Below are 24245 nucleotides of genomic sequence, written 5' to 3'. Positions count from 1 at the left end.
TAGGGTTTAGAGTTTTAAATTCCCCTAAGGATGTGCTGCTACCCAAACCTCGCCATCTTCAAAAGCTTCTTTTTTCCAGATAGGTACAGTTTGCTTAAGGGTATCAATAATATAACGGCAGGCTTCAAAGGCTGCATCCCGGTGTGCAGCGGATACTGCAATGATCACAGGTATTTCGCCAACCTGTAATGTGCCCGTACGGTGATGGATCAAAACTTTCTGCACGGGCCATTTTTCAAAGGCTTGTTTGGCTATCTTTTCCATTTCGCTAAAAGCCATGGGTTCATAAGCTTCAAAATCGAGTTTTAAAACGGCTTTACCTTTGGTGGCATTGCGCACTGTGCCGATAAATACATCTATCCCACCAGATTCTGGCGACATGATCCAATCAATGCATGTTTGTGTATCCAGAGTTTCTGTCGAAAGTAATATTTGTATGTTGTTCATAGCACCTAATCAATTAATGATTTGAAAAAATATTTTGGCGATTCATGGTAACCCTGGCGTTCATAAAAACGATGTGCGCCAACCCTGCGCAAGTGGCAGTGCACTTCTATCCGGTCGCACTTTTTCTCTTTTGCCAAATTGGTAAAATGTTCTTCCAATAATTTGCCAACTCCTTTATCGCGCGCATCTTCATCTACAGCAAAACAGCTTATCCTTGCAAAACTGCCTTTAACTGCCAGTTGTGTTAAAAAATCAAAGGCTATAACCCCTACAACCTTATCCTTCAAAACATACACCAGTACATCAGACCATGGCTGACTTAACATCTGTGCCAGGTTTTCAGGTAAAAAGGCTTCCGTTCCGGGATAGCCCAATTGTGTCAGCAGGTTTGATATGGAAGGCTGATCATCCGCTGTGGCCTTTCTGATGCCCATTTTTTTTAGGATAAATGATTAAGAGAATAAAGAATAAGGAACAAGGATCATGGTTTATATATGTTTAAACGAAAAGAAAATAAGTCCTTAATCCTTGATCCAGAAATCTTTACTCCAAAGATCCTTTATCCAAAAATCCTTGCTTCAATGATTAGCCTCCGCTTACCGGTGGTATAATTGCAATCTCGTCGCGTTCATGAATAGTATCTCCGGGTAAGGCATATTCGTTATTTACGGCAACCATGTATGATGCAAGCTGTTTAAGGCGCGGATATTGCTGCTCAAGTACATATTTTAAATTGTAAATAGTGGCATCATTGGTTAATTCCAGACTAACCAACGAACTTCCGAATATTTCCTTTGTTACTCCAAAAGCAAGTACATTGATCTTCATATCTCAAAATTAGGCCAAAAAAGGCATAAATGCATATGTGAAAGTAAATTTATTAGATACAAACAGCTCCTTTTGGGGGCTTTGAGTCCAAACAACTTGCCGGCTAAATTGTATATTTGAGTATGGCCTGTAAAACCACATACCAAATACCTATTGTTAAAGTTGCTGGTGTAACCAGTATTCAAACAACAGATGCACTTGCTATTGAGGAACCTCTGGAGATCAGGCTGGAGTATGGACAGGAGGGGCAAAGACAGGTTCAAAATATTTCGGTCACCATGCGTACGCCGGGGCACGACGCCGAGTTGGCAACAGGTTTTTTATTTACAGAAGGCATTATCAAAAATGCAGATGATATTGCATCAACTATCCACACCTTTATTGCCTGTGCCGAAAACAAGGAAAACGTGATCCAGGTAAGCCTAAATCCAGGTGTTGTACCTCACCTGCAAAATACAGAACGTAATTTTTATACCACATCAAGCTGCGGCGTATGTGGTAAAGGATCTATAGATGCCATCAGGACAGTAAGTAGTTTTGAGCCGCATGCAGATCATGATACCGTAATTCCTGATATTTTATGCCAGTTGCCAGTGATATTACAAAGGCATCAGCGCGTTTTTGCAGATACAGGTGGCTTGCATGCCTCGGCTTTATTTACCCCACAAGGCGAATTATTATTGCTGCGCGAGGATGTAGGCAGGCACAACGCGCTTGATAAATTAATAGGCGCCGCACTTGGTTATGGTTGGCTTCCGTTACAGCAAACCGTATTGCTTTTAAGCGGCAGGGCAAGTTTTGAGCTGGTGCAAAAAGCCGCCATGGCGGGTATTAATATTATTGCAGCAATAGGCGCGCCGTCAAGCCTGGCTGTACAACTGGCCGAAGAATTTAACATTACCCTGGTAGGGTTTCTGCGTAATGAGCATTTTAATATTTACACTGCGGCGCACCGCGTATTGATATCAAACTATGAAAATACGTATTAAAGGCAACTCATTAAGATATCGGCTTACTAAAAGCGATGTTTCACAACTGGCTGAGGAAGGCCATTTGCAGGAGGAAGTTGACTTTGGGAGCCAACAACTATACTATGCCGTTAAACTGGTTGATGATGATCATATATCATCTATATTCAGGGAGAATACCATTATCCTGTTTGTGCCTAAGCAGGTGATCAAAGAGTTTGCTGATACCGATAAAATAGGGTTTGAAGGCAAACATGGCAATCTGCATTTATTAATTGAGAAAGATTTTACCTGCCTGGATAGTGTGGCCGAAGATCAGAGTGATAATTACCCCAACCCTTTAGCCAACGAAAAATATGAGCAAACAAGACAAGAAACAGCCGGCGGCGGAGAACCCGGAGAGACTGCTCGACCTTAAAGTCACTAAACCAAAAACATGGGCAGCCGGCATTCCTGCTGTAACTGTTGCCATGGTTGATATATTAAAAGAATCTGGCTTTGTGCGTGGCATGGAAGGCCTTTTCAAAATGAACAAAAAGGATGGCTTTGATTGTTCTGGCTGTGCCTGGCCCGATCCTGATGACGATAGGTCGCCCGTTGCCGAGTATTGCGAGAACGGGGCGAAAGCTCTCGCGGAAGAAGCCACCACTAAAAAGCTCACTGCCGAATTTTTTGCCCAAAATTCGGTTGCCGATCTGGCTAAACTGAATGACTATGAGATAGGTAAAAAGGGCCGGATAGCACAACCCATGTATCTCCCAAAAGGTGCTACACATTATGAACCTATTGGCTGGGATGATGCGTTTAAAAAAATTGCCGATAAGCTGAATAGCCTTGCATCGCCAAATGAAGCAGCGTTTTATACATCGGGCCGCACCAGTAATGAGGCATCGTTCATCTACCAATTGTTTATTCGCGAGTATGGTACCAATAACATGCCCGATTGCTCAAACATGTGCCATGAATCAACCAGCTTTGGTTTGTCAGAAGCTATCGGTATTGGTAAGGGAACAGTTACCCTTAACGATTTTTATGATACCGATGTCATTATCATCATAGGGCAAAACCCGGGTACCAACCATCCACGGATGCTTACTGCCCTGGAAAAGGCTAAACACAACGGCTCAAAGATCATCGCTGTAAATCCACTTCACGAGGCCGGGTTAATGGGTTTTAAAAACCCACAAACTGTAAAAGGCTTTATCGGAATAACAACTCAACTGGCCGATCTTTACCTGCAGGTAAAGATCAATGGTGATATGGCCCTGCTTAAGGGAATTGAAAAGCTGCTATACAAAGCCGAGCTGGAAAACCCGGGCAAGGTGTTTGATCATGAATTTATAAAGAACAATACCGAAGGCTACACGGCATTCTTTAACCATTTAAACCAGTTTGATCTGGATAACCTGGCAGATGAATGTGGTATACCCTTAGCGCAGATGGGGCAGGCAGCCGATATGCTGAAGGATAAAACCCGCATCATTATTTGCTGGGCCATGGGCGTTACGCAGCATAAAAACGGGGTAGATACTGTAAAAGAGATTGTTAACCTGGCGCTGTTAAAGGGCGCTATTGGTAAGCCCGGCGCGGGCCTTTGCCCTGTACGCGGGCATAGTAATGTACAGGGTAACCGTACCATGATGATATTTGATAAGCCCACTCCCCAGCAGTTGGATAAGCTTAAAGAGGTTTTTGGCTTTGAGCCACCACGTCAGCATGGGTACGATGTGGTTGAATCAATACAAGCCATGCATGAGGGTAAGCTCAAAGTTTTCTTTGCCATGGGTGGTAACTTTCTTTCGGCTACGCCGGATACCACTTACACGGCTGATGCCATGCGCAAACTCGAAATGTCTGTCCATGTATCAACCAAGCTAAACCGCAGCCATTTGGTGCACGGCGATGAAGCTTTGATATTGCCAACGCTTTCACGCAGTGATAAAGACATGGTTGGGGGCGAGGCGCAGTTTGTGAGCTGTGAAAACTCCATGGGGGTAGTCCAGATGTCGAAAGGCATATTGGAACCCATTTCTAAAGATCTGCTGAACGAGAACCAGATTGTATGTCGCCTGGCTAAAGCTACTTTGGGTAGCCGGTCGGTGGTTAACTGGGATACCTATGCCAATAGTTATGACGCTGTGCGTGATGCCATTGCCAAAGTTATCCCCGGTTTTGAAAGCTATAACCAAAAAGTGCGCGTTCCCGCGGGTTTTTATCTGCCAAACGGACCGCGAACAGGTAAGTTTAACAGTAAGGAATTTGGTGATAAAGTGGGCTTTAATATTGCCGGCTTGCCCGAACACGTAATGGCTGTCGATGAATACCGCATGACCACCATTCGCAGTCACGACCAGTTTAACACTACAATTTACGGATTGGATGACCGTTACCGTGGCGTCCACAATGAGCGGCGGGTGATTTTTATGAATGAACGGGATATAGCCAAAGCCGGTTTCAAAGCAGGCTCACGTGTAGATCTATATAATAATTTTGGCGGGGTTGAACGTGTGGCACGGCTATTTGTGATAGTGCCCTACAACATTCCCGAAGGTAACACCGCTACTTATTATCCCGAAGCCAATGTACTGATCCCGATTGACAGTGTGGCCGAAAAAAGTAATACGCCCACATCAAAACTGGTATTTATCAGCATCAAGAAACACAAAGTAGTTTACACTTTTGAAGATTGATTTTTCATTATATCCAAAGCGCGCCTATTGCAAAGAGCAAAGCAACAGTCATGATCAATGCGCCAAGTTTTAAAAATGTCCAGAAGGTTATGTTTAGCCCTTCGCGGCGCAGTGCAACTAACCACAAGATGGTGGCCAGCGATCCGGTGATGGAAAGGTTGGGCCCCAGGTCAACACCGATAAGGATTGCGCTTTTTACAAGCTCAGGTAAATTGCCCTGTACAGCAGTCCCTGCTATAAGGCCTGCTGGCAGGTTATTCATGAGGTTGCAGGCAACAGCGGTAATTATGCCACTGCCCCAGGCCGTACCCGTTACTGAATTTGCTGCGCTTTGATGAAGCAGGCTGGTTAATGTTTGCGTGATACCTGTTTTATTGAGTGCTTCAACAATTACAAACAAACCGGCTACAAGCGGAAGTACCGCCCATGATACCCCCTTGATCACAATCAACGGATTTTTGCGGGCACTAATAATAACTATCGCCGAAGTCAGTATCCCCGTAATGGCAGTAGGCAAACCCAGTTGAATATCAAATGCCGAAGAAACCAGTAAAATGATGGCTGTTGCCGCAATGCCTATAATAGCCGTTTTACCGCCAGTGGATAGCTTAGGTATAGGTATATCGGTCGCTATTTTTTCCTTCAGGGCAGCCCTTTGCGTAAAACGGAGCATTAAATAGGTAACAACAATGGCAAAAAATGAGGGTAAAGCATATTGATGCAACCAGTGCAGCAAGGGTGGCATGTGGCGGCCATATATCACCAGGTTGGCCGGGTTGGATATAGGTATTACAAAAGAGGCCGCATTAGCAATAAAGGCACAGATAAGCAGGTAGGGAAGAGGTTTGTTAACCCTGGCCGCCTTGGCGGCCGCGGCTACGGCGGGGGTAAGTACAACAGCCGTGGCATCGTTTGATAAAAAGGTGGTAACTACAACACCTACGATATAAATCAATAAAAAAAGCCGGTTTGCAGATCCTTTGGCCATCCTGGTGGCATGTGCAGCCAGCCAATCAAAAAGTTTTTCTTCACGCGCGGTTTCGGCAAGCAACATCATGCCGGTTAAAAACAGGTACACATCGGTGCCTCTGCCAATACCGGTTAGCCCGTCCGAAAAGGAAATAAACCCCAAAACAAGCAATAGCACAGCGCCTGCCAGGGCCCAAACAGCTTCGGGTATTTTAAATGGCCTTATAATAACGCCTGCTATAGCCAAAAAGGAAATTATCCAGATGTAAATATGACTCATATTGTTTTCAAAGATGTTATAATTTAGCCAGCTACAGGAAAAGTTTCTGCATAAAAAATCAACATTAAGCAGCATATACGTTTTATTTTTGTGTTCTTAGGGTCTCTCGCAGAGGACCCTGAGGGGACGAAACGTTTTAAATAAGAGACAAGTGCTTACGGTTTTTTAAAACAGCGTTGTTGTAAAGCCTAAACTAAGATTTAAGCTTTGCGGGTTTAGCAACCTGTAATTTCCGCGTGGAGATAGGTAAAAGTAAGATGGCTCAATTGTTAATGCAAAATGCTCGGCCAGGTAATACTCCGCGCCTGCAGTAATTTTAAATGATAAATGCCTGCGGCTTACCTGCTCTACACTAATTGTTTCTGTGTTAAAATTTACCTTGTCGTAATTATTGATACCTAAGCCGGGTTGCAAAAGGCCAAATAATTTAAAAATTCCCGCCTTGTGGCGATATCCCAAACCGAGAGAAAAAATAGAGGAAGACAGTTTACCCGTGTTAACATTAGTGGGGGAGTTTAAATAAACTTCCTGGTAATGGTTGGTTATCGCATCATAATTAAATCTGATAAATAGGGCATTGCCATCAACCGGCCTAAACTCCAGCGCTGTGGTAAGCATAAAACCTTTTTTTAAATTTAATTTTTGATCATCAACATGGGGGAAACTTAAACCTAACTGGCCTGGAAAATAGAATTTTGACATGATACTATTTTGCCCGTAACCTTTGTTACAATTGATTATCAACAACAAAAAAACAAAATAAATTAGCGGTTGCGATAACTTCATCTTATTGGGATATACTTAACCGCGCGTTACATACGCTTCAGTTTTTGAAAAGGGATTTTAAGTACGTTTATAAACCTGCCATTTGCAGATGGCTCCATATGGGTATCTATCCCAAATACTGTTTCCTGGGGTTCCAGTTCGGCATAAGTGCCAAAAATGCGATCCCAAATACTTAAAACATCGCCGTAATTACAATCGGTATAGGGTAATTTATAATGATGGTGAACCTGGTGTATATTGGGCGTAATAAAAATTAACCCAACAATATTGTTGATATACCTGGGCAGCCTGAATGTGGTATGTGCCACAATGTTTGAGAATGTTTGTACCGTTTGCCGCAGAACAAGAACCGTAGCTACAGGCCCAAGCAAAAATACCCAAAGCATTAAAAAGCTGGTTCTTACAAATGTTTCACCCGGATGCTCCCTTACCGTGGTTGATACATCCACCTTTAAATCGCTATGATGTACAAGATGGAATTTCCAAAGAAAATCAAACTTATGCATAATTACGTGATAGGTATATTCACAAAGATCCATCAGGATAAACAGGCTGATATAATATACCCAGGCGTTTTTATGAAACGGTAAATAATTAATTAATCCCCAATGATGCTGATGGGTCCAAACAGTTATCAGCAATACCAAACTGATCATGAATAACTGGATGGGCAATGCCGTAACAATAAATAGCAGGTTTACGCGGGTATGTTTAAGCTTTTCGCCAAATAAATTATTGGTAAATACCACTTCGCTACCCCATAAAGAAATAAGGATCATGGCAAAATAAATCAGCTGTACTATATCCTGGTGTTTGGAGATATATGATTGAATCGGCATTTGATATTCCTGGGCTATTGCGTTATAAATTAAAGTTGGGGTTATTAATGTTTGTGAAACAATTAAAACAATATACCACTATGTAACAAACATATATACAAATTCTGAGCGAATGTTGAAGAATTGCCTGTTTGTTAATAATTCTTTAATTTATTTAGGTCTTTAAGTTTACAGAGATCCTCAGGAATAAGCTCTTATAAATCAGTTGTGTAATCTGTAATTCTTTTGTCTCCTCAGGTCTCTCGCAGAGGATCCTGAGGCCGTTTGCAAAGTATAATACTATGCAATTGGACCTGCATGGTTCCTCAGGGTCCTCTGCGAGAGCCCCTGAGGGGACGAAAGTTTACAGAGGTCCTTAGAAGCAAGCTCTTATAAATCAGTTGTGTAATCTGTAATCCTTCTAAATATCTATCCGCCCAAACAAAATTGACGCATAATGTTTTTATCAATAAAAAAACATTATGTCATTTGATCAATACCACGAACCCGTAAACGAACTATCTGCCGAAACGCGCACTTTTGCCAGGATGATTGTTTCCCTTACCGAAGAAGCCGAAGCCATTAACTGGTACGAGCAACGCATATCTGTTGAAACCGACAAAGATGCTAAAGCCATTATGCAAAATGCCCAGCAGGAAGAATTTAAACATTTTGGTATGGACCTGGAATTTTTACTACGTAAAAAACCGGTTTGGCGTACCACTTTAAAAGCCATCCTGTTTCAGAAAGGCAATATTGTTGAGCTGGGCTCAAAAGGCGAAGAAGCCGCGGAATAAATTTATTTTACGATGACCGAAGGAAGAATAACACTGGTACAGGGCGATATCACCAAAATGGAGGCTGATGCCATTGTGAACGCCGCCAACACCTCGTTGTTAGGTGGTGGCGGTGTTGATGGCGCTATACACCGGGCTGGGGGGAAAGCCATATTGGAAGAATGCATCCAGATACGTAACCGGCAGGGCGGCTGCAAAACCGGCGAGGCTGTAATTACTACTGGCGGTAACCTGCCCGCCAGGTATGTGATCCATACGGTTGGGCCGGTTTATAGCAGTGGTGACAAGGGCGAAGATGCTTTACTGGCTTCGGCATATTTAAACAGCTTGAAACTGGCCGCCGAAAATGACCTGGAAACTATTGCTTTTCCTAACATAAGTACGGGTATTTACCACTTCCCTAAAAAAATGGCCGCCGCTATCGCCATAAAAACCGTCCGGGATTTTTTGGCCGATAATGAAAGTATTAAACAGGTAACTTTTGTTTGTTTTGATGATGAGAATTACGGCATATATACAAACTTGCTGAAGTAATGGTTTCTGATAGTAGCTTTGCGCCATGCAATGCCTCTGTTGTTTAAATTACAAATTGTACCTACTTTCATCCCTTGATGAACAAATACCCCTCGGTCTGTAAAATTTCTCAAAAATTACTTCTGCCTTTGTTGCTGTCAACGGCAAGTGTTGCCGGCGCCCAGGTGTTTGGCGGCAACCCGCCATCAATTAAATGGAAACAGGTAAATACGGCGGCGGCTAAAGTTATTTTTCCCGCGGGGATGGATTCTGCCGGGATAAAGGTTGCCAATATTGTACAACAGATGAACGGCCTGGTAAAGCCAACCATTGGCAATAAACAAAGGCAGATCAGCATCGTTTTGCAAAATCAAACTACTATAGCCAATGCCTATGTGGGGCTGGCGCCTTTCAGGAGTGAGTTTTTTTTAACGCCCGAACAAAATAGTTTTGATATTGGCAGCTTGCCCTGGGTAAATCAGCTGGCTATTCACGAGTACAGGCATGTGCAGCAGTATAATAATTTTAATGTGGGGCTGTCGCGCTTTCTGCATATCCTTTTTGGCGAGGGCGGGCAGGCTTTGGGGAATGACCTATCGGTACCCAACTGGTTTTTTGAAGGTGATGCCGTATTTAACGAAACTCATGTAAGCCGGCAGGGCAGGGGGCGCTTACCCTACTTTTTTAATGGTTACAGGGCCTTATGGGCTGCAGATAAAAATTACAGCTATATGAAGCTGCGCAATGGTTCATATCGTGATTATGTGCCAGATCATTATCCGCTGGGTTACATGCTTGTATCCTACGGGCGCGAAGAGTATGGCGATAACATCTGGAAGAGCATCACCCATGATGCCGCTGGTTTTTACACAGGCTTTTATCCATTTCAAAGGGCGGTAAAAAAGTATACTGGTACAAGTTTTAAAGCATTTACCAACCTGGCATTTGATAATTTTAAAGCCCGGTTCCAGGATGATTCTCAAAATATAAAAACGCCCAAACATTTTGATGCCGACCGTGAATACCCTGCTTTTGTAAACGATAGTACGCTCATTTATATGAAAAGCAGCTATGACCATATCCCTGCGTTTGTGGTGAAAACGGGCAATGCCGAGCGCAAAATAGCTACGCGCTCCTACTCCCTCGATAATTATTTTGACTCCTACAATGGTAAAATAATTTACGCATCCTACCGTGCTGATATGCGCTGGGGCTACCGCGATTATAGTGAGCTGATGCTGCTGGATGTTAATACCGGCGAAGAACACCGCATTACCCAAAAAGCCAAATACTTTGCACCCGCTTTTAGTGCCGATGGTAAAAGTATTGTAACAGTACAGGTTGGCCCATCGGGTGCGAGTCAATTACATATTTTAAGTACCGGCGGCGACTTGCTTAAAGCTGTGCCCAATCCGCAAAAGCTATTTTATACCTATCCAAAGTTTTATAACGATGGTGAGTTGATCTCGGCAGTGAGGGATGTTGAAGGTAAAATGAGTCTGGCCCTTATTAATAAAGAGACAGGTGATGCTAAATATTTATTGCCTTTCACTTTTAAGCCCATTGGTTTTATAGCGGTTAAAGGCGACACCGTTTATTTTACAAACGTTGCTGATACACAGGATAGGTTATTTGCTTTGATCATAAACGCCAATAAGTTTTATGAGTTGCTGCCAACTGCCAACAATTCAGCAATAGGGAGTTATCAGCCCGCAGTATCTGATCATAAAATGGCATGGGTAGGGTTTACCGCGGCAGGTTATAAAATAACGGAAGCAAATAAAAAAGACCTGAAATGGGTCGATGCAGGGGATATCTACGTAAACTCGGCCCTGCCCGAGCTTGGTATTAAGGCTTTAAGTAAAGATTCATCGGCTAATATGCTGGCTGCCGTGGTTAATAAACCGCTGCCGGTTACGGGTTATTCCAAAGCGCACGGGCTGTTTAATTTTCACAGCCTGATACCTAATATCAGCGATCCTAATTATTCGTTTGCTATTACGGGCGAGAACGTTTTAAATACCCTCCAGTCTGAAATTTCTTTTGATTACAACAGCAATGAGGGTTATAAACAGTTTGGTTTTGATGCCATATACGGTGCGTTGTTCCCCTATCTATCTGCCGGGGTCGATTATACGTTAGACCGGCGTGGATTTACCAAAGGCAATTATGTTTATTGGAACGAAACCCAGCTGCATGGCGGTTTAGATGTTCCGCTTACATTTTCGGCAGGTAAGCACTTTACCAACCTTACCTTTGGCAGCGATCTATATTTTAACCGTACCAGCTTTCAGCAGCCATACGCAGCGCAATTTGCCAATAGGAGTTATACTTATTTAAATAATTCTATTTCATTTGGGAACCAAACACAGCGGGCGAAAAAAAATATATACCCCAGTTTTGCACAAAATATCAGTGTAAATTATAAAACGGCTATAGGCGGCACCAGCGCTACGCAGTTATTGGCATCAGGTACGTTCTATTTCCCCGGACTAATAACCAACCACAGTTTTGTGATCAAGCTTGCGCACCAGCAAAAAGGTAAGGATAATGTAATCAGTTACTCCAATGATTTTCCTTTTAGTAAAGGCTATACCGCGCAAAGTTTAGATGATATGAATAAGTTAGGCCTTGCCTATCATTTCCCTATCGCCTATCCCGATGCGGGTTTTGGCAGTATAATTTACCTGTTGCGCCTGCGCGGAGCCCTGTTTTTTGATTATACCCATGCATCATCTGATGATTTTTATATAGATGGCAGCGGCTTTAAGCAAAACTTTCGCTCGGCAGGAGGCACGTTGTTTTTTGATACCAAATTCTTTAATCAAAATAGTATCTCCTTCGGGATAAGGTACAGCCGCCTATTGGATGAGGACGTTTTTGGCGGAACCGGGCGTAACAGGATAGAACTGGTTTTGCCGGTGACGTTTTTTTAGGGGAGAGAGGAGAGAGTCAAGAATTAAGAGTCAAGAATCAAGATTTTGATCCCTCTTCTCTAAACTCGTCATTGCGAGGTACGAAGCAATCTCCAAGCTTTACAGGGTGAATGAAAAAGTTCGACATGCATATCGACCGTCCTGCGTAGAGATTGCTTCGTACCTCGCAAATGACGTGGTGGCTAAAAAAACTCTTTTTAAATCGTCAATTCTCCTTCACAGTCTCTGGATTTTACAACTCGCAAAGACGTATCTAAAAGTTATTTATCTAATTCTTACTTAACTATTATTTATTAGCCAATTCAATTAATTTTTTAACCCTGCCTACATCAGTAAGGTCAATAGTAAATTCATCACCGGGGTCATCGCTCATCACGATATGATCGTTTTTGTATTGCATTTTACTGCGAACCGGCAAACGGGCTGAGGAGTGTACTTCGGTAACGCCGGTAAAATGTACCAGGTCAGCAACGTTGGCTTCACTTACGCCGGCGCCGGGCATAATGGCTATACGCCCCGCGGCTTTTTGCACCAATTGATTTATAACTGTTGCGCCTTCCATTGCCGAACTTTTACCGCCCGAAGTGAGTATCCGGTCGCAACCCATCTCAATAATGTCTTCAAGGGCATGGTAAAGGTCTATACACATATCAAATGCCCGGTGAAAGGTAACACCAAGGCCCAGTTGTTTGGCAAGGCGCACCATTTCCAGGCTGCGTTCCTTATCAATAGTGCCATCAGCATTAAGCATACCTATTACCACACCATCGCAGCCTGCTTCGGCGCAAAACCTGATATCAGCACACATCACGTCGTATTCCAGATCGGTGTATAAAAAGTCGCCGGCACGGGGCCTTATCAACACAAATAATTTGATATGAAGCAGTTTTCGGGCTAATAATATTTGCCCGGCAGATGGCGTAGTGCCACCTTCCTTTAAATTTTCGCAAAGTTCAACCCGTACAGCTCCACCATCCTGGGCGGCTACTGCTGATGTAACAGAATTGGCGCAAACCTCAAGCGAAACGCGATTTACAGGATTACCGCTTTGATGTTTTTGTTTAGTGATATCGGGCATGGGCTTCAATGTAATAGTATCAGTTTAGCAGAACAAAAGTTTGATGTATAGCTAACTGTTTTTAGCTGATGATGTTTTTAATTTGTGATTTAATATTACTTCCGTTGAGGCTGGTGTTGATCCCCTATCATGTATCTGCCAACAGAGAACTGCATAATGCCGGCTGTTAAACCTATTTATAATAGCTTTTTCCTTTAATCAGCAAATCCTGTTTTTCGGCATTGCATACCGCGAATGAAAAGCCGCTTTGTATGGCGTACGCGCCATATTCGCCTTTTTTATTGATGGCTAAAAAGCCTACCTGTATTTGCTTGGCAGTTTCGGGTTTCTTTTTAATAATACGATGCACAGCTTCCTTGCAGGCATCCTCCGGCGACATGCCCTGGCGCATCAGCTCAACTACCAGGAAACTGCCTACATTACGAATCACTTCCTCGCCAACACCGGTTGATGTAGCGCCGCCCACCTCGTTATCAACATATAAACCTGCACCTATGATTGGGCTGTCGCCAACCCGGCCATGCAGCTTAAAGGCCATTCCGCTGGTAGTGCAACCGCCAGATATATTGCCTTTGGCATCAATGGCCAGCATACCTATGGTATCATGGTTATATTTATCGCCGGCTTTGTGGCCGTTCTCAATATTCATTACCGGGGCGTATTTGGCCGTTTTAAGCCATTCTTTCCAGATCTTTTCAGACTCCGGCGTTAGCAGTTTTTCTTTTTTCATGCCCTGCTCTACCGCAAATTGGGTAGCTCCTTCGCCAACCAGCATTACGTGCGGGGTTTTTTCCATCACCAACCGGGCTACCGATATGGGATGCGCAATATCTTCCATGGCAGCTACAGAACCGCAGTTGCCAAACTCATCCATAATGCACGAATCAAGGGTTACATGCCCGTCGCGGTCAGGCAAACCTGTACGGCCAACAGTATGGCTGCTGATGTCAGTTTGTTCGGGTATACGGGCACCGGCTTCAATAGCATCAAGCGCACGACCGCCTTTTTCTAAAGTTTTCCAGGCTTCTTTATTGGCATAGATCCCAAAATCCCAGGTAGATATAACTACGGGTAAAACAGGCTCGGGTGTTATTGAAATAGCTTTTGCTATGGCTGAGTTTGAAAGTGCTGCCAGTGAGGCGCCTGCAGCTGATATTTTGATGAATTTGCGGCGGTTATACATACCGCTAAGATAGTTAAATCAGCTAAAAAGTAAAGGATTGTATGTGTTTTGATACAATGCGCAAAGGCTTACTCAAAATCCTGCTGGCAGTTAAAACAATGCCATGCTTTATTGTTAACAAAGGGCAGTACTACCGAAATAAATGATGCAAACTTCCCCGGATCGGTAGGGCCAACGTTTGTTGAGGCGCAAAAGGGACAAATTACCAGGTTATTGGTTTCTTCGTCTATTTCAATATGGTCCTGGTCGTGCAAATCGCCATCGGCGGCCAGTATGGCGCGGCAACGCTCCAGGTCGCGTTCAAATATTTTTAATTTAATGCCACCTATAGCCTGGTTATAAATAGGGTTTGCCGTAATGGTATTTTCATCAGCAATAAAGCAGGCTATTCCATTATCCTCCAGTTTGGTGCGTACAATATGCGCCAGCATAACATCATAATAATTCTCAAATGTTATAATCTTATCGTCTTGTTCGGTAGCCATAGTGGTAAGTGAAATAATTATACAAATGTAGCTTGTTTTTTGCTTAATTTGATGCTATGAACCGCATCGACCGTATTTCGGCTATTTTAATTCAGTTACAATCGCGCAGGGTGGTAAAAGCCGGCGATATTGCTGAACGCTTTAACATCAGCCTGCGTACGGTTTACCGGGACATCAGAACGCTTGAAGAAGCCGGCATTCCGCTCATTGGCGAGGCAGGGGTAGGGTATTCTATTATGGATGGTTACCGTTTACCGCCCGTAATGTTTACCCGCGAAGAGGCTACAGCCTTTTTAACCGCGGAGAAATTTGTTGAAAAACTTACCGATGCCACCACCAACGCGCAATACCAATCGGCTATGTACAAGGTGAGGGCGGTACTAAAAACATCCGAAAAGGACGCGCTGGAGAACCTGGATGGCAGTATTGAGGTGTTGAAGAGCCACAGCCAGAAGCGGGCCGGGAATAATAATGATCATATTCAAACCATACTGGATGCCATTATTTATAAAAAGGTTTTATGTATTGATTATTTTGCCTGGCATAGCCAGGAATTTACCAAACGCGATGTAGAACCCGTTGGCGTGGTTTTCCTCGATAGCTTCTGGCACCTGATAGCCTATTGCCGTTTACGTAACGATTATCGCGATTTCAGGATTGACAGGATCCGCAAGCTGGTAGTTACCGATACCACTTATAATAACAGTAAACACCCAACGCTAAAGGCATACATTGCCCAAACCGCCAAAGAAAAACACCTGGAACTGGTAGTGATCAGGGTGGATAAAGAGATCTCTAATTACCTGGATCATCAAAAGTATTACAGCGGCTTTGTATCAGAGAAAACCATCGGCAATAAAATTGAGATGACGTTTTTAACCATGTCTATAGAAGGTTTTGCCCGTTGGTTTATGATGTTTGGCGATAAGGCCGAGATCATCAAACCAGATTCCCTAAAAGACAGGGTTTGCGCCATTATCATGACCATCAGTCAAAAAAATCTGCAGGAAACAAATCTCTACTGACATACTGCTGTCACTTGCCGGTTATTACTTTGTTGTGCAATTAAAAATTAGTTGGCCATACTGGTCATGTTTTTGCTTGTAATAAACCAGCAGCATCATGAAATACTGGATAACCGTAGTATCAAAAGATCATATATCCCGGGGCATAGCCGGTGGTTTTATGCAGGCCAACCACGGCAAGCCGGCACCATTGAGGCGCATGGCTGCAGGCGATTGGGTGATCATCTATTCGCCTAAACAAAGCATGAACGGAACGGAGCCGTTGCAGGCTTTTACCGCCATTGGGCAGCTTGCCGATGATGAGATCTATCAACATAAAATGAGCGAAGATTTTATCCCATACCGACGCAATGTGAACTATTACAAATGTATCCAAACGCCTATCCTGCCTTTGGTAAATGAGCTCGATTTTATCCCCAATAAAAAGTCATGGGGATACCCTTTCAGGTTTGGCTTTCTTGAGATAAACGGGCACGATTTTGGGCTGATAAAAACGCACATGTTAACAGATGAATCAATACCGGTAAACGATAAATAAACAATTAAAAACACGGCATTATGGAAAAGTTAAAAGTAAATACCGAGATTAATTTTAAAGCTCCTGCAGCCAAAGTATGGCAAGGACTCACCGACCCGGCCATGGTAAAAGAATACTTTTTTGGTACCAATTTAGAGTCGAGCTGGAAGGTAGGGGAGCCCATTACATTTAGTGGTGAATGGGACGGGAATAAATACCAGGATAAGGGAACAATCCTTGACATTGACCCGGGTAAGTTTGTAAAATATAGCTATTGGAGCAGCATGGGCGGAACTGAAGATAAGCCCGAAAACTACGCCAATATTACGTACAGCCTTGCCGAAAAAGATGGCGAAACTAAGTTGACTATTACCCAGGATAACGTAAAAAACCAAGAAGCCAAAGAGCATTCTGAACAAAACTGGAAAGGTGTTTTTGAGGAGTTAAGAAAAATGATAGAATAATTTTAATGGTGTAGAGATTATTTATATAATATCTATAAAAAATTGATTAAAAGTTAATTATATATCAGTATAACAAATAGTAATGACAAGTATAACGGAGGATGTGCATATAAAAGGGTTCTTTTTAGAAGGGATCTCGGTACGAACGACCAATCAAAACGGGCAATCGGCAAAGGATATTGGTGAGCTTTGGGGAAGGTTTATGCAGGGTAATGTATTGCTGCAAATTGTAGACCGGTTAACCGATGAGATCTATTGTGTTTACACCGATTATGAAACTGACCATACAGGCTTCTACATCGCTGTATTGGGCTGTAAAGTAAGTTCGCTGGATAACATTCCAGAAGGGTTGATTAGTCTTACTGTGCCCCATGCTGATTATGTAAAGTACATAGCCAAAGGCCCACTGCCAAACTGTGTGGCCGAAGCATGGCAACTGATCTGGAACAGCAATCTTCAGCGTACTTACATTGCTGATTTTGATGTTTGGGGCGCAAAAGCCCAAAACCCGCAAGATGCGGAAGTGGAAATTTATGTGGGAGTGAGGTAGGGTTAAAATTGGGAGAATGTTCCAAATTTTACTTTTGTTGCAAAAAAGACTTTTGTCATCCTGAACGCAGTGAAGGATCTGTTATTCGCCATGCTTCTTCGCCCTGTAAGTCTGCGAATAGATCCTTCACTGCGTTCAGGATGACAAACCTTTTAAGGTGTCAATTCTCCCCCGGAGTCCCCGGATTTCATACCTCAAGGATGACAAAGGTTTTTGGGAAAACAAGCGTCTTTTTTGTGCTACAGAAAATTCTGTAATCCCTAATTTCTCAAAATTACAATATAGCCTACCTGTTAAAATTCAGTCGTTTACCAACGTTACCTTCAACTAAACTACCGTTAGCATAAGCTACATTACCTGATACCAGGGTGTAAGCTATTTTTGAACGGAAGGTAGTGCCTTCAAATGGACTCCATCCACATTTGTATAAAATATTGCTGCTGTTTACGTTCCATGGTTTATTCAGATCAACCAGTACCAGGTCGGCCCAGTAGCCTTCGCGGATAAAGCCGCGCTTATCCAACTGGAAACAGGTAGCCACGTTATGGGCCATTTTTTCAGCAATTTGTTCGAGGCTAATTTTGCCGTGGTGGTAAAGTTCCAGCATGGCAGGCAGGGCATGCTGCACCAATGGGCCACCAGACGGAGCCTGTAGATATGGTAGCGCTTTTTCCTCCATGGTATGCGGTGCATGATCCGTTGCGATAACATCAATTTTACCATCCAAAACGGCCTGCAAAATAGCATCCCTGTCGGCCTCGGTTTTTACGGCCGGGTTCCACTTAATCAGGTTGCCTTTGGTTTCATAATCCGCATCGGTAAACCATAGGTGATGTACGCAGGCTTCGGCAGTAATGCGCTTATCTTTTAGAGGCGTAGTGTTATCAAAAAGATGTGTTTCAAGCGCGGTTGATATATGTAAAATATGCAGGCGGGTGTTATGCTTTTTTGCCAGTTCAACAGCCATTGATGATGACAGGTAACAAGCCTCGGCACTCCTGATCTTCGGGTGCATCGTCACCGGAATATTTTCGCCCAATAATTGTTTGTAGTGGTTCAGGTTGCTTTTTATGGTAGCCTCATCCTCGCAATGTACCGCTATCAGCATAGGCGAACTGGCAAAAAGATTTTCCAGCGTTTGCGGGTTATCAACCAACATGTTCCCGGTTGATGATCCCATGAACACTTTAATGCCACAAACATTAGTCGTATCTGTACGCAGTACTTCTTCCAGGTTGTCATTGGATGCACCCATGAAGAACGAGTAGTTAGCCAGTGAGTTTCGTGATGCTATCTCATATTTATCTTCAAGCAGTTGCCGGGTTAAAGTGTTGGGTACGGTATTGGGCATTTCCATAAAAGAAGTAATACCACCCGCAACGGCAGCGCGCGATTCTGAATGGATATCTGCTTTATAAGTTAAGCCAGGTTCCCTAAAATGCACCTGGTCGTCAATACAACCCGGCAGCAGGTATAAGCCCTCCGCGTTAATCACTTTATCGGCCTGGATATCTATCTGCGCGTCAATCCGGTCAATCAAGCCGTCTTTCACCAAAACATCGGCAACATATTGCTTGTTTTCATTAACTATCGTAGCGCTCTTTATGAGAATTGTAGACATAGGATTTTTGATTTATTGATCAGCAAATTTATAATTTAAATAATAAGCTGCTAATCGTTAAACTGCTGCAAGTTCTGGTGTCTCGGGAAAGTTACCCAGGCTTTTATACATAGGGGTTCCGTTTGTTTCGCTATCCTCAACAGCCCAGTTGGCCATGGCGTACATTACCGGCCTTAAACCCATACCCGAAGCGGTAAGCCGATAGGTAACATAAGGCGGTACCACTGGTCTTGCTTCCCTAATTACCAGGTTATCTGCTTCCAGTTGCTTCAGGTGCTGGATAAGCACTTTCTCGGTAATGCCAGGGACGGCTTTTTTTATTTCACTATACCGCTTACTGCCTGCTAATAGGTGAAACAATATAATGGGTTTCCAATATCCGCCAATGCGCTCCATAACATAAGTTACGGGGCACTCTTTAAAGGCAGCTTGTTTATTTTCCTGTATGGTTGATGCTTCTTTAATTTGGGTCATGATGATACATACTTTAGGGTAAGTACTTGTATAAAAGTAAGTACAAATATAACTTTGTACTCAACAAATCAAAACATACAATTATGAAAATCATCGTAACAGGTTCATTAGGAAATATCAGTAAACCATTGGCAATACAATTAATTGGGGCAGGTCATCAGGTAACCATCATTAGCAGTAATGCTGATAAGGTGACCGCCATTGAAGCATTAGGTGCTACAGCAGCCATAGGCTCGGTAACCGATGCGGATTTTTTGGCAAAAGCATTTACCGGGGCCGATGTGGTATATGCTATGGTGCCGCCAAATTTTGGTGCAGAAAATTTAAGACAGTATATGAACGATGCCGGTAACAGTTATGCCGAAGCTATCAGGAAGGCGGGTGTAAAACGGGTTGTTGGCTTAAGCAGCATTGGCGCGCATCTGGACGCCGGCACAGGGCCTATAAAGGGCATTCACGATGTGGAAGGTATATTGAATAAATTGGAAAACGTTGCTGTCAAATTTATTCGCGCGCCTTTCTTTTACGTGAACTTTTACAACGATATCGAACTGATTAAGCACCAGGGTATCATCGGTTCAAATTATCCTGCAGATATGAGGCTGATCATGGTACATCCAAAAGACATAGCTGCAGCGCTTGCCGAAGAAATTCAAACAGAGTTTACAGGCAAAAGTGTACGTTATATTGTAAGCGACGAACGTACCACCGGCGAGGTTGCCACCGTTTTAGGTAATGCCATAGGCAAGCCTGGCCTGCCATGGATAGAGTTTAGTGATGAGCAGGCCCTGAATGGAATGCTGCAAGCCGGCTTACCCGAAGAAATGGCCAAAAACTTCGTAGAAATGGGGGTAGGTTTGCGCAGCGGGAAATTATGGGAAGATTACGATCTGCATAAACCAACCAGTCCCGGTAAAATAAACCTGGAAACATTTGCAAAAGAATTTGCAGATAAATACAACGGATAAGATCCCCCATAAAATTAAGAAGCCGCCCCGTAAAATTACCGGGCGGCTTCTTTAAAGTCCTTCGTCTAAAAGTCTTTCGTCCAAAAATCCTTCATCCGAAAGTCCTTTGTCTATAAGTCCTTCGTTCAAAAATCCTTGCTCCTTGATCCAAAAGTCCTACTTCTTTCCCCAGTAATAATTCACTCCAAAATTGATATTGGTGTTTAAGCCAAGGTTAAAGGAGTTGGTTTTTGTTTGATAATCATGGGTGTATTGCAGGTTACCGAAACCAAGGTTTACAGCAAGTTTTGGTGTAGCAAAAAACACTATATTAGGGTTACCGCCAACATTAAGCGAACCCGATTTAAAGTTATTAACGTCATGTGCCGAAGTAACTCCAAACTGCGGGAATACGCCTATTTTATCCGTCAGCATACAATAGTAACGAAAGTGTACGCCTAACGAAAGGGCATCATTATGGTATTTATGATTGTAGGTATAGCTGGTAGTGCCACTATTAATCAATGCGGTATAAGCAGAGGTTTCGGTACCACCAACGCGTGAGTAACCCGGCTGGATGCCCACCGACCACTTGTTTGAAAGGAAGAATCCAAAGTCGGGATTTATTTGCAGGTTAGAGATGCCATGGTTGGTATAAACTGTTGATCCGGTTGCGTAGGTAAAGGTATTGGTATACCCGTAACCATCGTAATTGTAGTTAAAATTGCCACCAATATAATAGTGACCTTTACCAATTTGAGCGTTTGCAGCACCTGCGGCTGTAATTAAAAATAGAAGTGTAAATAAGTGTTTTTTCATCAATGAATTTATAAGTTACAATTGAGGAGAATTAGGCGATAAAGGTCAGCAATAAAGATATTTGCATATTTTTTTGCTATAATTTCCTTTTCCCGGGTTCTTTTCAATTCGTGGTTTAAACGTAAAAGTGATACTTAAGGTTAGGGCTGATAACTTAAAATAGCCTACTTAAACAAAAAGCCTATCTTTGCAGCATGGCTGTAACTTTTGAAGATTTTAATTTTAACCGGCAAATTTTGACCGCGATAGCTGACGCCGGTTATACCGAAGCTACGCCTATTCAGCAAAAAGCCATTCCGCCTATAATGAATGGGCAGGATGTAATGGGCATAGCGCAAACTGGTACCGGTAAAACGGCTGCCTATGTGTTGCCTATTATCATGAAGCTTAAATATGCCCAGGGCGATCATGCCCGTGCGCTTATTATTTCGCCAACGCGCGAGCTGGCTATGCAGATTGAAGAGAATGTAAAGACTTTTGCTGCCAATACCGATTTACGGGTTGTGGTGCTTTATGGTGGCCTTGGCCCCAAAACACAGATAGAACAAATTAATAAAGGCGTTGATATTATTGTGGCTACTCCCGGTCGCTTTATGGATATTTACCTGGCCGGGCATATTGTAACCAAAACCTTGCAGGTGCTTGTATTGGATGAGGCCGATAAAATGATGGATATGGGCTTTATGCCCCAGATTAACCGCATACTGGAGGTGGTGCCAGTTAAAAGGCAGAACCTGTTGTTCTCGGCAACCATGAGCGATAAGATCCACGAGTTATCTAATAACTTCCTGGAGTATCCAACCATTATTGAGGTTACGCCACAGGCTACACCTGCGCAAACCGTCAATCAGCATATATTTCATGTGCCAAACGTTAAAACCAAAATAAACCTGCTTAAAAAATTATTGGAGGCCGAAGGTGATATTACCAAGCTGATGATATTTTGTAAAACCCGTGTGGTGGCAGATGATGTTTATAAATTTTTGCTGCGCAAATTTGGCGAAGGCGGGGTTAAAGTGCTGCATGCCAATAAAGGGCAAAATACCCGTATAAATTCTATCAACTCGTTTAAGAACGATGAGGTGAAAATATTGGTGGCTACGGATGTGGCTTCGCGTGGGATTGATGTTAGTGATGTGAGCCACGTAATTAATTTTGATGTGCCGGTAGTTATAGAAGATTATGTACACCGCATAGGGCGTACAGGCCGGGCGCTGCAATCTGGCGAGGCCATTACTTTTTGTGGCCCTGCAGAACAGTACTATCTTAATAAAATAGAAAAACTGATCAAGCAAACCATCCCGGTATCGGCCGTTCCTGATGATGTGTTTATTGAAGAAACCGGTTACGATGAGCGGCAGGCCCAGGCTAAAGAGATAGATATGCAAAAGCGTAAGGATGATCCTGATTTTAAAGGCGCCTTCCACGAAAAGAAAACACTTAATCAGCATAAGAAATTTGATGAGGCTAAAAACAAGGTGAAATATGGTAAAGCATATAAGGCTGCCGGTGGCAAAACCAGGTCGTCATCATCACGTAAAAAGCGTTAATAAACCTTAAAACCACAAATATATTCATAGATGAAATTGCGTATTACCCCGTTAAATTTTGCAACCACATTTTTTTTAGTGGTAGCGGTTTATATATGGCTCAAAGGCGCTGCCATTGCAGGCCATCCGCTTGAAACCTGGAGCGGCACCATCGGCTGGATATTTTTATTGTTTGCGGCGGTAGTGTTTTTCCTCGATCTTATTTTTCGTAACTTTTTTGCTGAACTTAAAAAATTATGGATCATTGAACTATGCTTTATAGCTTTGGTGGTTATTGTATTTTTATTGGTTAAATAAAAACCATTTATCCATAAGCATAGCTCCTCCGGAGCTCCTAAATCAAATTTCATATTTTTCAACAACGCTTCTGCTCTCACCGGGCAGAGGCTTTCAAATAAAAATTACAAATTCATTATAATCCCGTCGCATTAAAATAGCATACTTTTGCGACCTTAATAATCATTAAAATGAAAACTGCCGAAATAAAGCTTACCGTTACTCTTGACGATAATAACGTACCTGAAAATATCATGTGGGAATCAACAGATTCTGCGTCAAAGGAAGCATTACCTGTAAAATCATTCATGCTGGCCCTATGGGATCAGAGCTATAAAAATACACTGCGTATTGATCTTTGGACTAAGGATATGCCGGTTGATGAAATGAAACGTTTCTTTTATGAAACCCTCCAAACCATGGGCGATAGCTTTTTACGCGCCACCGGCGAAAAAAACATTGTTGAAGATCTGCGCGATTACTGTGCACACTTTGCCGATAAAATGGAAATTAAACAATAACCTTTTTTAGTATCAAGTAGTTAGTATCGATAGATAGTATCAAGTCGTAAGTATCAAGTATCAAGATTTTTGCTTTTGATACTTGATAGACCTGTAAGTCGCAAAGTGTCCGTTAACGATAATACTAAGTTTGTTTACTACTACTACAGCAGTCTTGCTACTTGATACTAACTACTTGATACTAAACTCTTACCCATGCGCCTTAACTCAATTTTATCATTTGTGGGCTTTTTGCTGCTTTTTGCAGGTACCTATTGCCCTTTATTGCGTCCGTTCCATTTATTTAACTGGAATGTTTATCAGCTTAATCAGCCCTATGGCATAGTACTATTATTGGTAGCTATAATTGGTATTATTTCTTCGTTTTTAAATCAGCATAAAATTACGCGTGCATCAGCATGGTTGTCGCTGGTTTTGGTGGTGGTATTGCTGGCAGCTGCAATTTTTAAAGTAAAAACCACATTTAGTTTTATACCATTCCACAAGTTTGGTACGCTGTTAACTAAGCAAATTAAATTTAAATGGGGATGGTGGGTTTTATTTGCTGGCCCTGTACTGGCATTGGCTGGTGCATTAAGCAGTAAACCTAAAGGCTATGTGAAACCACCAGAAGTAATTTGATTAAAACAATTTATTCCTAAAATGTTTATTAGCTGAACATTATACAGGGATAATTTTTTTTAAACATATTTGTACCATTAAT

The 24245-nt window shown here is 42.7% G+C and carries 27 protein-coding genes; 15 read left to right on the top strand and 12 right to left on the bottom strand.

Annotation, left to right across the window (positions count from 1 at the left end; genetic code table 11):
• Positions 1-24: 24 nt before the first annotated feature.
• The 3 genes from AC1D0K_RS11425 to AC1D0K_RS11415 all read right to left on the bottom strand — a co-directional run bounded on the left by AC1D0K_RS11425 (position 25) and on the right by AC1D0K_RS11415 (position 1275).
• Positions 25-447 (bottom strand): molybdenum cofactor biosynthesis protein MoaE, encoded by a 423-nt coding sequence (locus AC1D0K_RS11425; RefSeq protein ID WP_295719526.1) that lies wholly within the window; start codon positions 445-447, stop codon positions 25-27.
• Positions 448-452: 5 nt separating this feature from the next.
• A complete protein-coding gene (locus AC1D0K_RS11420; RefSeq protein ID WP_477392698.1) occupies positions 453-881 on the bottom strand; it encodes a GNAT family N-acetyltransferase in 429 nt (142 codons plus the stop codon).
• Positions 882-1032: 151 nt separating this feature from the next.
• The gene (locus tag AC1D0K_RS11415; RefSeq protein ID WP_090649787.1) at positions 1033-1275 is read right to left on the bottom strand and encodes a MoaD/ThiS family protein; all 243 of its coding nucleotides are present in this window, start codon (positions 1273-1275) and stop codon (positions 1033-1035) included.
• A gap of 122 nt (positions 1276-1397) precedes the next feature.
• Here AC1D0K_RS11415 and fdhD point away from each other — a divergent pair, with 122 nt between their 5' ends.
• The 3 genes from fdhD to AC1D0K_RS11400 are packed head-to-tail and all read left to right on the top strand — an operon-like array spanning position 1398 to position 4933.
• Complete coding sequence (gene fdhD, locus AC1D0K_RS11410) at positions 1398-2264, top strand: formate dehydrogenase accessory sulfurtransferase FdhD (protein ID WP_477392696.1); 867 nt, start codon at positions 1398-1400, stop codon at positions 2262-2264.
• Positions 2248-2661 (top strand): DUF7009 family protein, encoded by a 414-nt coding sequence (locus AC1D0K_RS11405; RefSeq protein WP_477392694.1) that lies wholly within the window; start codon positions 2248-2250, stop codon positions 2659-2661. The genes fdhD and AC1D0K_RS11405 overlap by 17 nt, the downstream gene beginning before the upstream one ends.
• Complete coding sequence (locus AC1D0K_RS11400; protein ID WP_477442318.1) at positions 2600-4933, top strand: FdhF/YdeP family oxidoreductase; 2334 nt, start codon at positions 2600-2602, stop codon at positions 4931-4933. Before AC1D0K_RS11405 ends, AC1D0K_RS11400 begins: the two co-directional genes overlap by 62 nt.
• 7 nt (positions 4934-4940) lie before the next feature.
• Here AC1D0K_RS11400 and AC1D0K_RS11395 read toward each other — a convergent pair whose 3' ends face one another.
• The 3 genes from AC1D0K_RS11395 to AC1D0K_RS11385 form a co-directional block, all read right to left on the bottom strand.
• On the bottom strand, positions 4941-6182 hold the full coding sequence (locus AC1D0K_RS11395; protein WP_477392690.1) for an arsenic transporter: 1242 nt from the start codon (positions 6180-6182) through the stop codon (positions 4941-4943).
• A 165-nt stretch (positions 6183-6347) separates the two neighbouring features.
• Positions 6348-6884 carry an outer membrane beta-barrel protein gene (locus AC1D0K_RS11390; RefSeq protein ID WP_477392688.1) on the bottom strand — a complete coding sequence of 179 codons (537 nt, stop codon included), beginning with the start codon at positions 6882-6884 and terminating at the stop codon, positions 6348-6350.
• 110 nt (positions 6885-6994) lie between these two features.
• The gene (locus AC1D0K_RS11385; RefSeq protein WP_477392686.1) at positions 6995-7807 is read right to left on the bottom strand and encodes a sterol desaturase family protein; all 813 of its coding nucleotides are present in this window, start codon (positions 7805-7807) and stop codon (positions 6995-6997) included.
• A gap of 461 nt (positions 7808-8268) precedes the next feature.
• On the opposite strand from AC1D0K_RS11385, the gene AC1D0K_RS11380 reads away from it, so the two are divergent.
• The 3 genes from AC1D0K_RS11380 to AC1D0K_RS11370 all read left to right on the top strand — a co-directional run bounded on the left by AC1D0K_RS11380 (position 8269) and on the right by AC1D0K_RS11370 (position 12032).
• Positions 8269-8583 (top strand): ferritin family protein, encoded by a 315-nt coding sequence (locus AC1D0K_RS11380; protein ID WP_295719508.1) that lies wholly within the window; start codon positions 8269-8271, stop codon positions 8581-8583.
• A gap of 12 nt (positions 8584-8595) precedes the next feature.
• Entirely contained in the window at positions 8596-9117 is a 522-nt protein-coding gene (locus tag AC1D0K_RS11375; RefSeq protein WP_477392683.1) for an O-acetyl-ADP-ribose deacetylase, read from the top strand.
• A 131-nt stretch (positions 9118-9248) separates the two neighbouring features.
• Positions 9249-12032, top strand: coding sequence for a hypothetical protein (locus AC1D0K_RS11370; RefSeq protein ID WP_477463057.1), 2784 nt, complete (start codon positions 9249-9251; stop codon positions 12030-12032).
• 286 nt (positions 12033-12318) lie between these two features.
• On the opposite strand, the gene AC1D0K_RS11365 is transcribed toward AC1D0K_RS11370, so the two are convergent.
• From AC1D0K_RS11365 to AC1D0K_RS11355, 3 genes are all read right to left on the bottom strand, one after another.
• The gene (locus AC1D0K_RS11365) at positions 12319-13110 is read right to left on the bottom strand and encodes a copper homeostasis protein CutC (protein WP_477392679.1); all 792 of its coding nucleotides are present in this window, start codon (positions 13108-13110) and stop codon (positions 12319-12321) included.
• A gap of 172 nt (positions 13111-13282) precedes the next feature.
• Positions 13283-14293 (bottom strand): glycosylasparaginase, encoded by a 1011-nt coding sequence (locus AC1D0K_RS11360; RefSeq protein ID WP_295719500.1) that lies wholly within the window; start codon positions 14291-14293, stop codon positions 13283-13285.
• 68 nt (positions 14294-14361) lie between these two features.
• The gene (locus AC1D0K_RS11355) at positions 14362-14778 is read right to left on the bottom strand and encodes a putative signal transducing protein (RefSeq protein WP_295719498.1); all 417 of its coding nucleotides are present in this window, start codon (positions 14776-14778) and stop codon (positions 14362-14364) included.
• 56 nt (positions 14779-14834) lie between these two features.
• Between AC1D0K_RS11355 and AC1D0K_RS11350 the strand changes: the two genes are divergently transcribed.
• The 4 genes from AC1D0K_RS11350 (at position 14835) to AC1D0K_RS11335 (ending at position 17334) form a co-directional block, all read left to right on the top strand.
• Positions 14835-15803, top strand: a complete 969-nt coding sequence (locus tag AC1D0K_RS11350; RefSeq protein ID WP_477392676.1) for a helix-turn-helix transcriptional regulator — start codon at positions 14835-14837, stop codon at positions 15801-15803.
• A 97-nt stretch (positions 15804-15900) separates the two neighbouring features.
• The gene (locus AC1D0K_RS11345) at positions 15901-16341 is read left to right on the top strand and encodes an EVE domain-containing protein (RefSeq protein ID WP_477392674.1); all 441 of its coding nucleotides are present in this window, start codon (positions 15901-15903) and stop codon (positions 16339-16341) included.
• Positions 16342-16361: 20 nt separating this feature from the next.
• Entirely contained in the window at positions 16362-16784 is a 423-nt protein-coding gene (locus tag AC1D0K_RS11340) for an SRPBCC family protein (RefSeq protein ID WP_477392672.1), read from the top strand.
• A gap of 82 nt (positions 16785-16866) precedes the next feature.
• The gene (locus AC1D0K_RS11335) at positions 16867-17334 is read left to right on the top strand and encodes a GyrI-like domain-containing protein (protein ID WP_477442314.1); all 468 of its coding nucleotides are present in this window, start codon (positions 16867-16869) and stop codon (positions 17332-17334) included.
• Positions 17335-17620: 286 nt separating this feature from the next.
• Here AC1D0K_RS11335 and AC1D0K_RS11330 read toward each other — a convergent pair whose 3' ends face one another.
• Together AC1D0K_RS11330 and AC1D0K_RS11325 are read right to left on the bottom strand one after the other, a co-directional pair.
• A complete protein-coding gene (locus AC1D0K_RS11330; RefSeq protein ID WP_477392668.1) occupies positions 17621-18955 on the bottom strand; it encodes a dihydroorotase in 1335 nt (444 codons plus the stop codon).
• A gap of 57 nt (positions 18956-19012) precedes the next feature.
• Positions 19013-19429 (bottom strand): winged helix-turn-helix transcriptional regulator, encoded by a 417-nt coding sequence (locus AC1D0K_RS11325; protein WP_477392666.1) that lies wholly within the window; start codon positions 19427-19429, stop codon positions 19013-19015.
• Positions 19430-19512: 83 nt separating this feature from the next.
• On the opposite strand from AC1D0K_RS11325, the gene AC1D0K_RS11320 reads away from it, so the two are divergent.
• A complete protein-coding gene (locus tag AC1D0K_RS11320; protein WP_477392664.1) occupies positions 19513-20397 on the top strand; it encodes an NAD(P)H-binding protein in 885 nt (294 codons plus the stop codon).
• 156 nt (positions 20398-20553) lie between these two features.
• On the opposite strand, the gene AC1D0K_RS11315 is transcribed toward AC1D0K_RS11320, so the two are convergent.
• Positions 20554-21195, bottom strand: coding sequence for a hypothetical protein (locus AC1D0K_RS11315; protein WP_295719483.1), 642 nt, complete (start codon positions 21193-21195; stop codon positions 20554-20556).
• A 194-nt stretch (positions 21196-21389) separates the two neighbouring features.
• On the opposite strand from AC1D0K_RS11315, the gene AC1D0K_RS11310 reads away from it, so the two are divergent.
• The 4 genes from AC1D0K_RS11310 to AC1D0K_RS11295 all read left to right on the top strand — a co-directional run bounded on the left by AC1D0K_RS11310 (position 21390) and on the right by AC1D0K_RS11295 (position 24163).
• Complete coding sequence (locus AC1D0K_RS11310; RefSeq protein WP_477392662.1) at positions 21390-22745, top strand: DEAD/DEAH box helicase; 1356 nt, start codon at positions 21390-21392, stop codon at positions 22743-22745.
• 30 nt (positions 22746-22775) lie between these two features.
• The gene (locus AC1D0K_RS11305; RefSeq protein WP_295719477.1) at positions 22776-23042 is read left to right on the top strand and encodes a hypothetical protein; all 267 of its coding nucleotides are present in this window, start codon (positions 22776-22778) and stop codon (positions 23040-23042) included.
• A 170-nt stretch (positions 23043-23212) separates the two neighbouring features.
• A complete protein-coding gene (gene gldC, locus AC1D0K_RS11300) occupies positions 23213-23542 on the top strand; it encodes a gliding motility protein GldC (RefSeq protein WP_295719474.1) in 330 nt (109 codons plus the stop codon).
• Positions 23543-23737: 195 nt separating this feature from the next.
• Positions 23738-24163, top strand: a complete 426-nt coding sequence (locus tag AC1D0K_RS11295; RefSeq protein WP_477392659.1) for a hypothetical protein — start codon at positions 23738-23740, stop codon at positions 24161-24163.
• Positions 24164-24245: the final 82 nt, after the last annotated feature.

The organism is Mucilaginibacter sp. P1_A3, from assembly GCF_056406855.1.
Note: the sequence above shows the minus strand (reverse complement) of the source record. Positions and strands in the feature narration are given on the sequence as shown.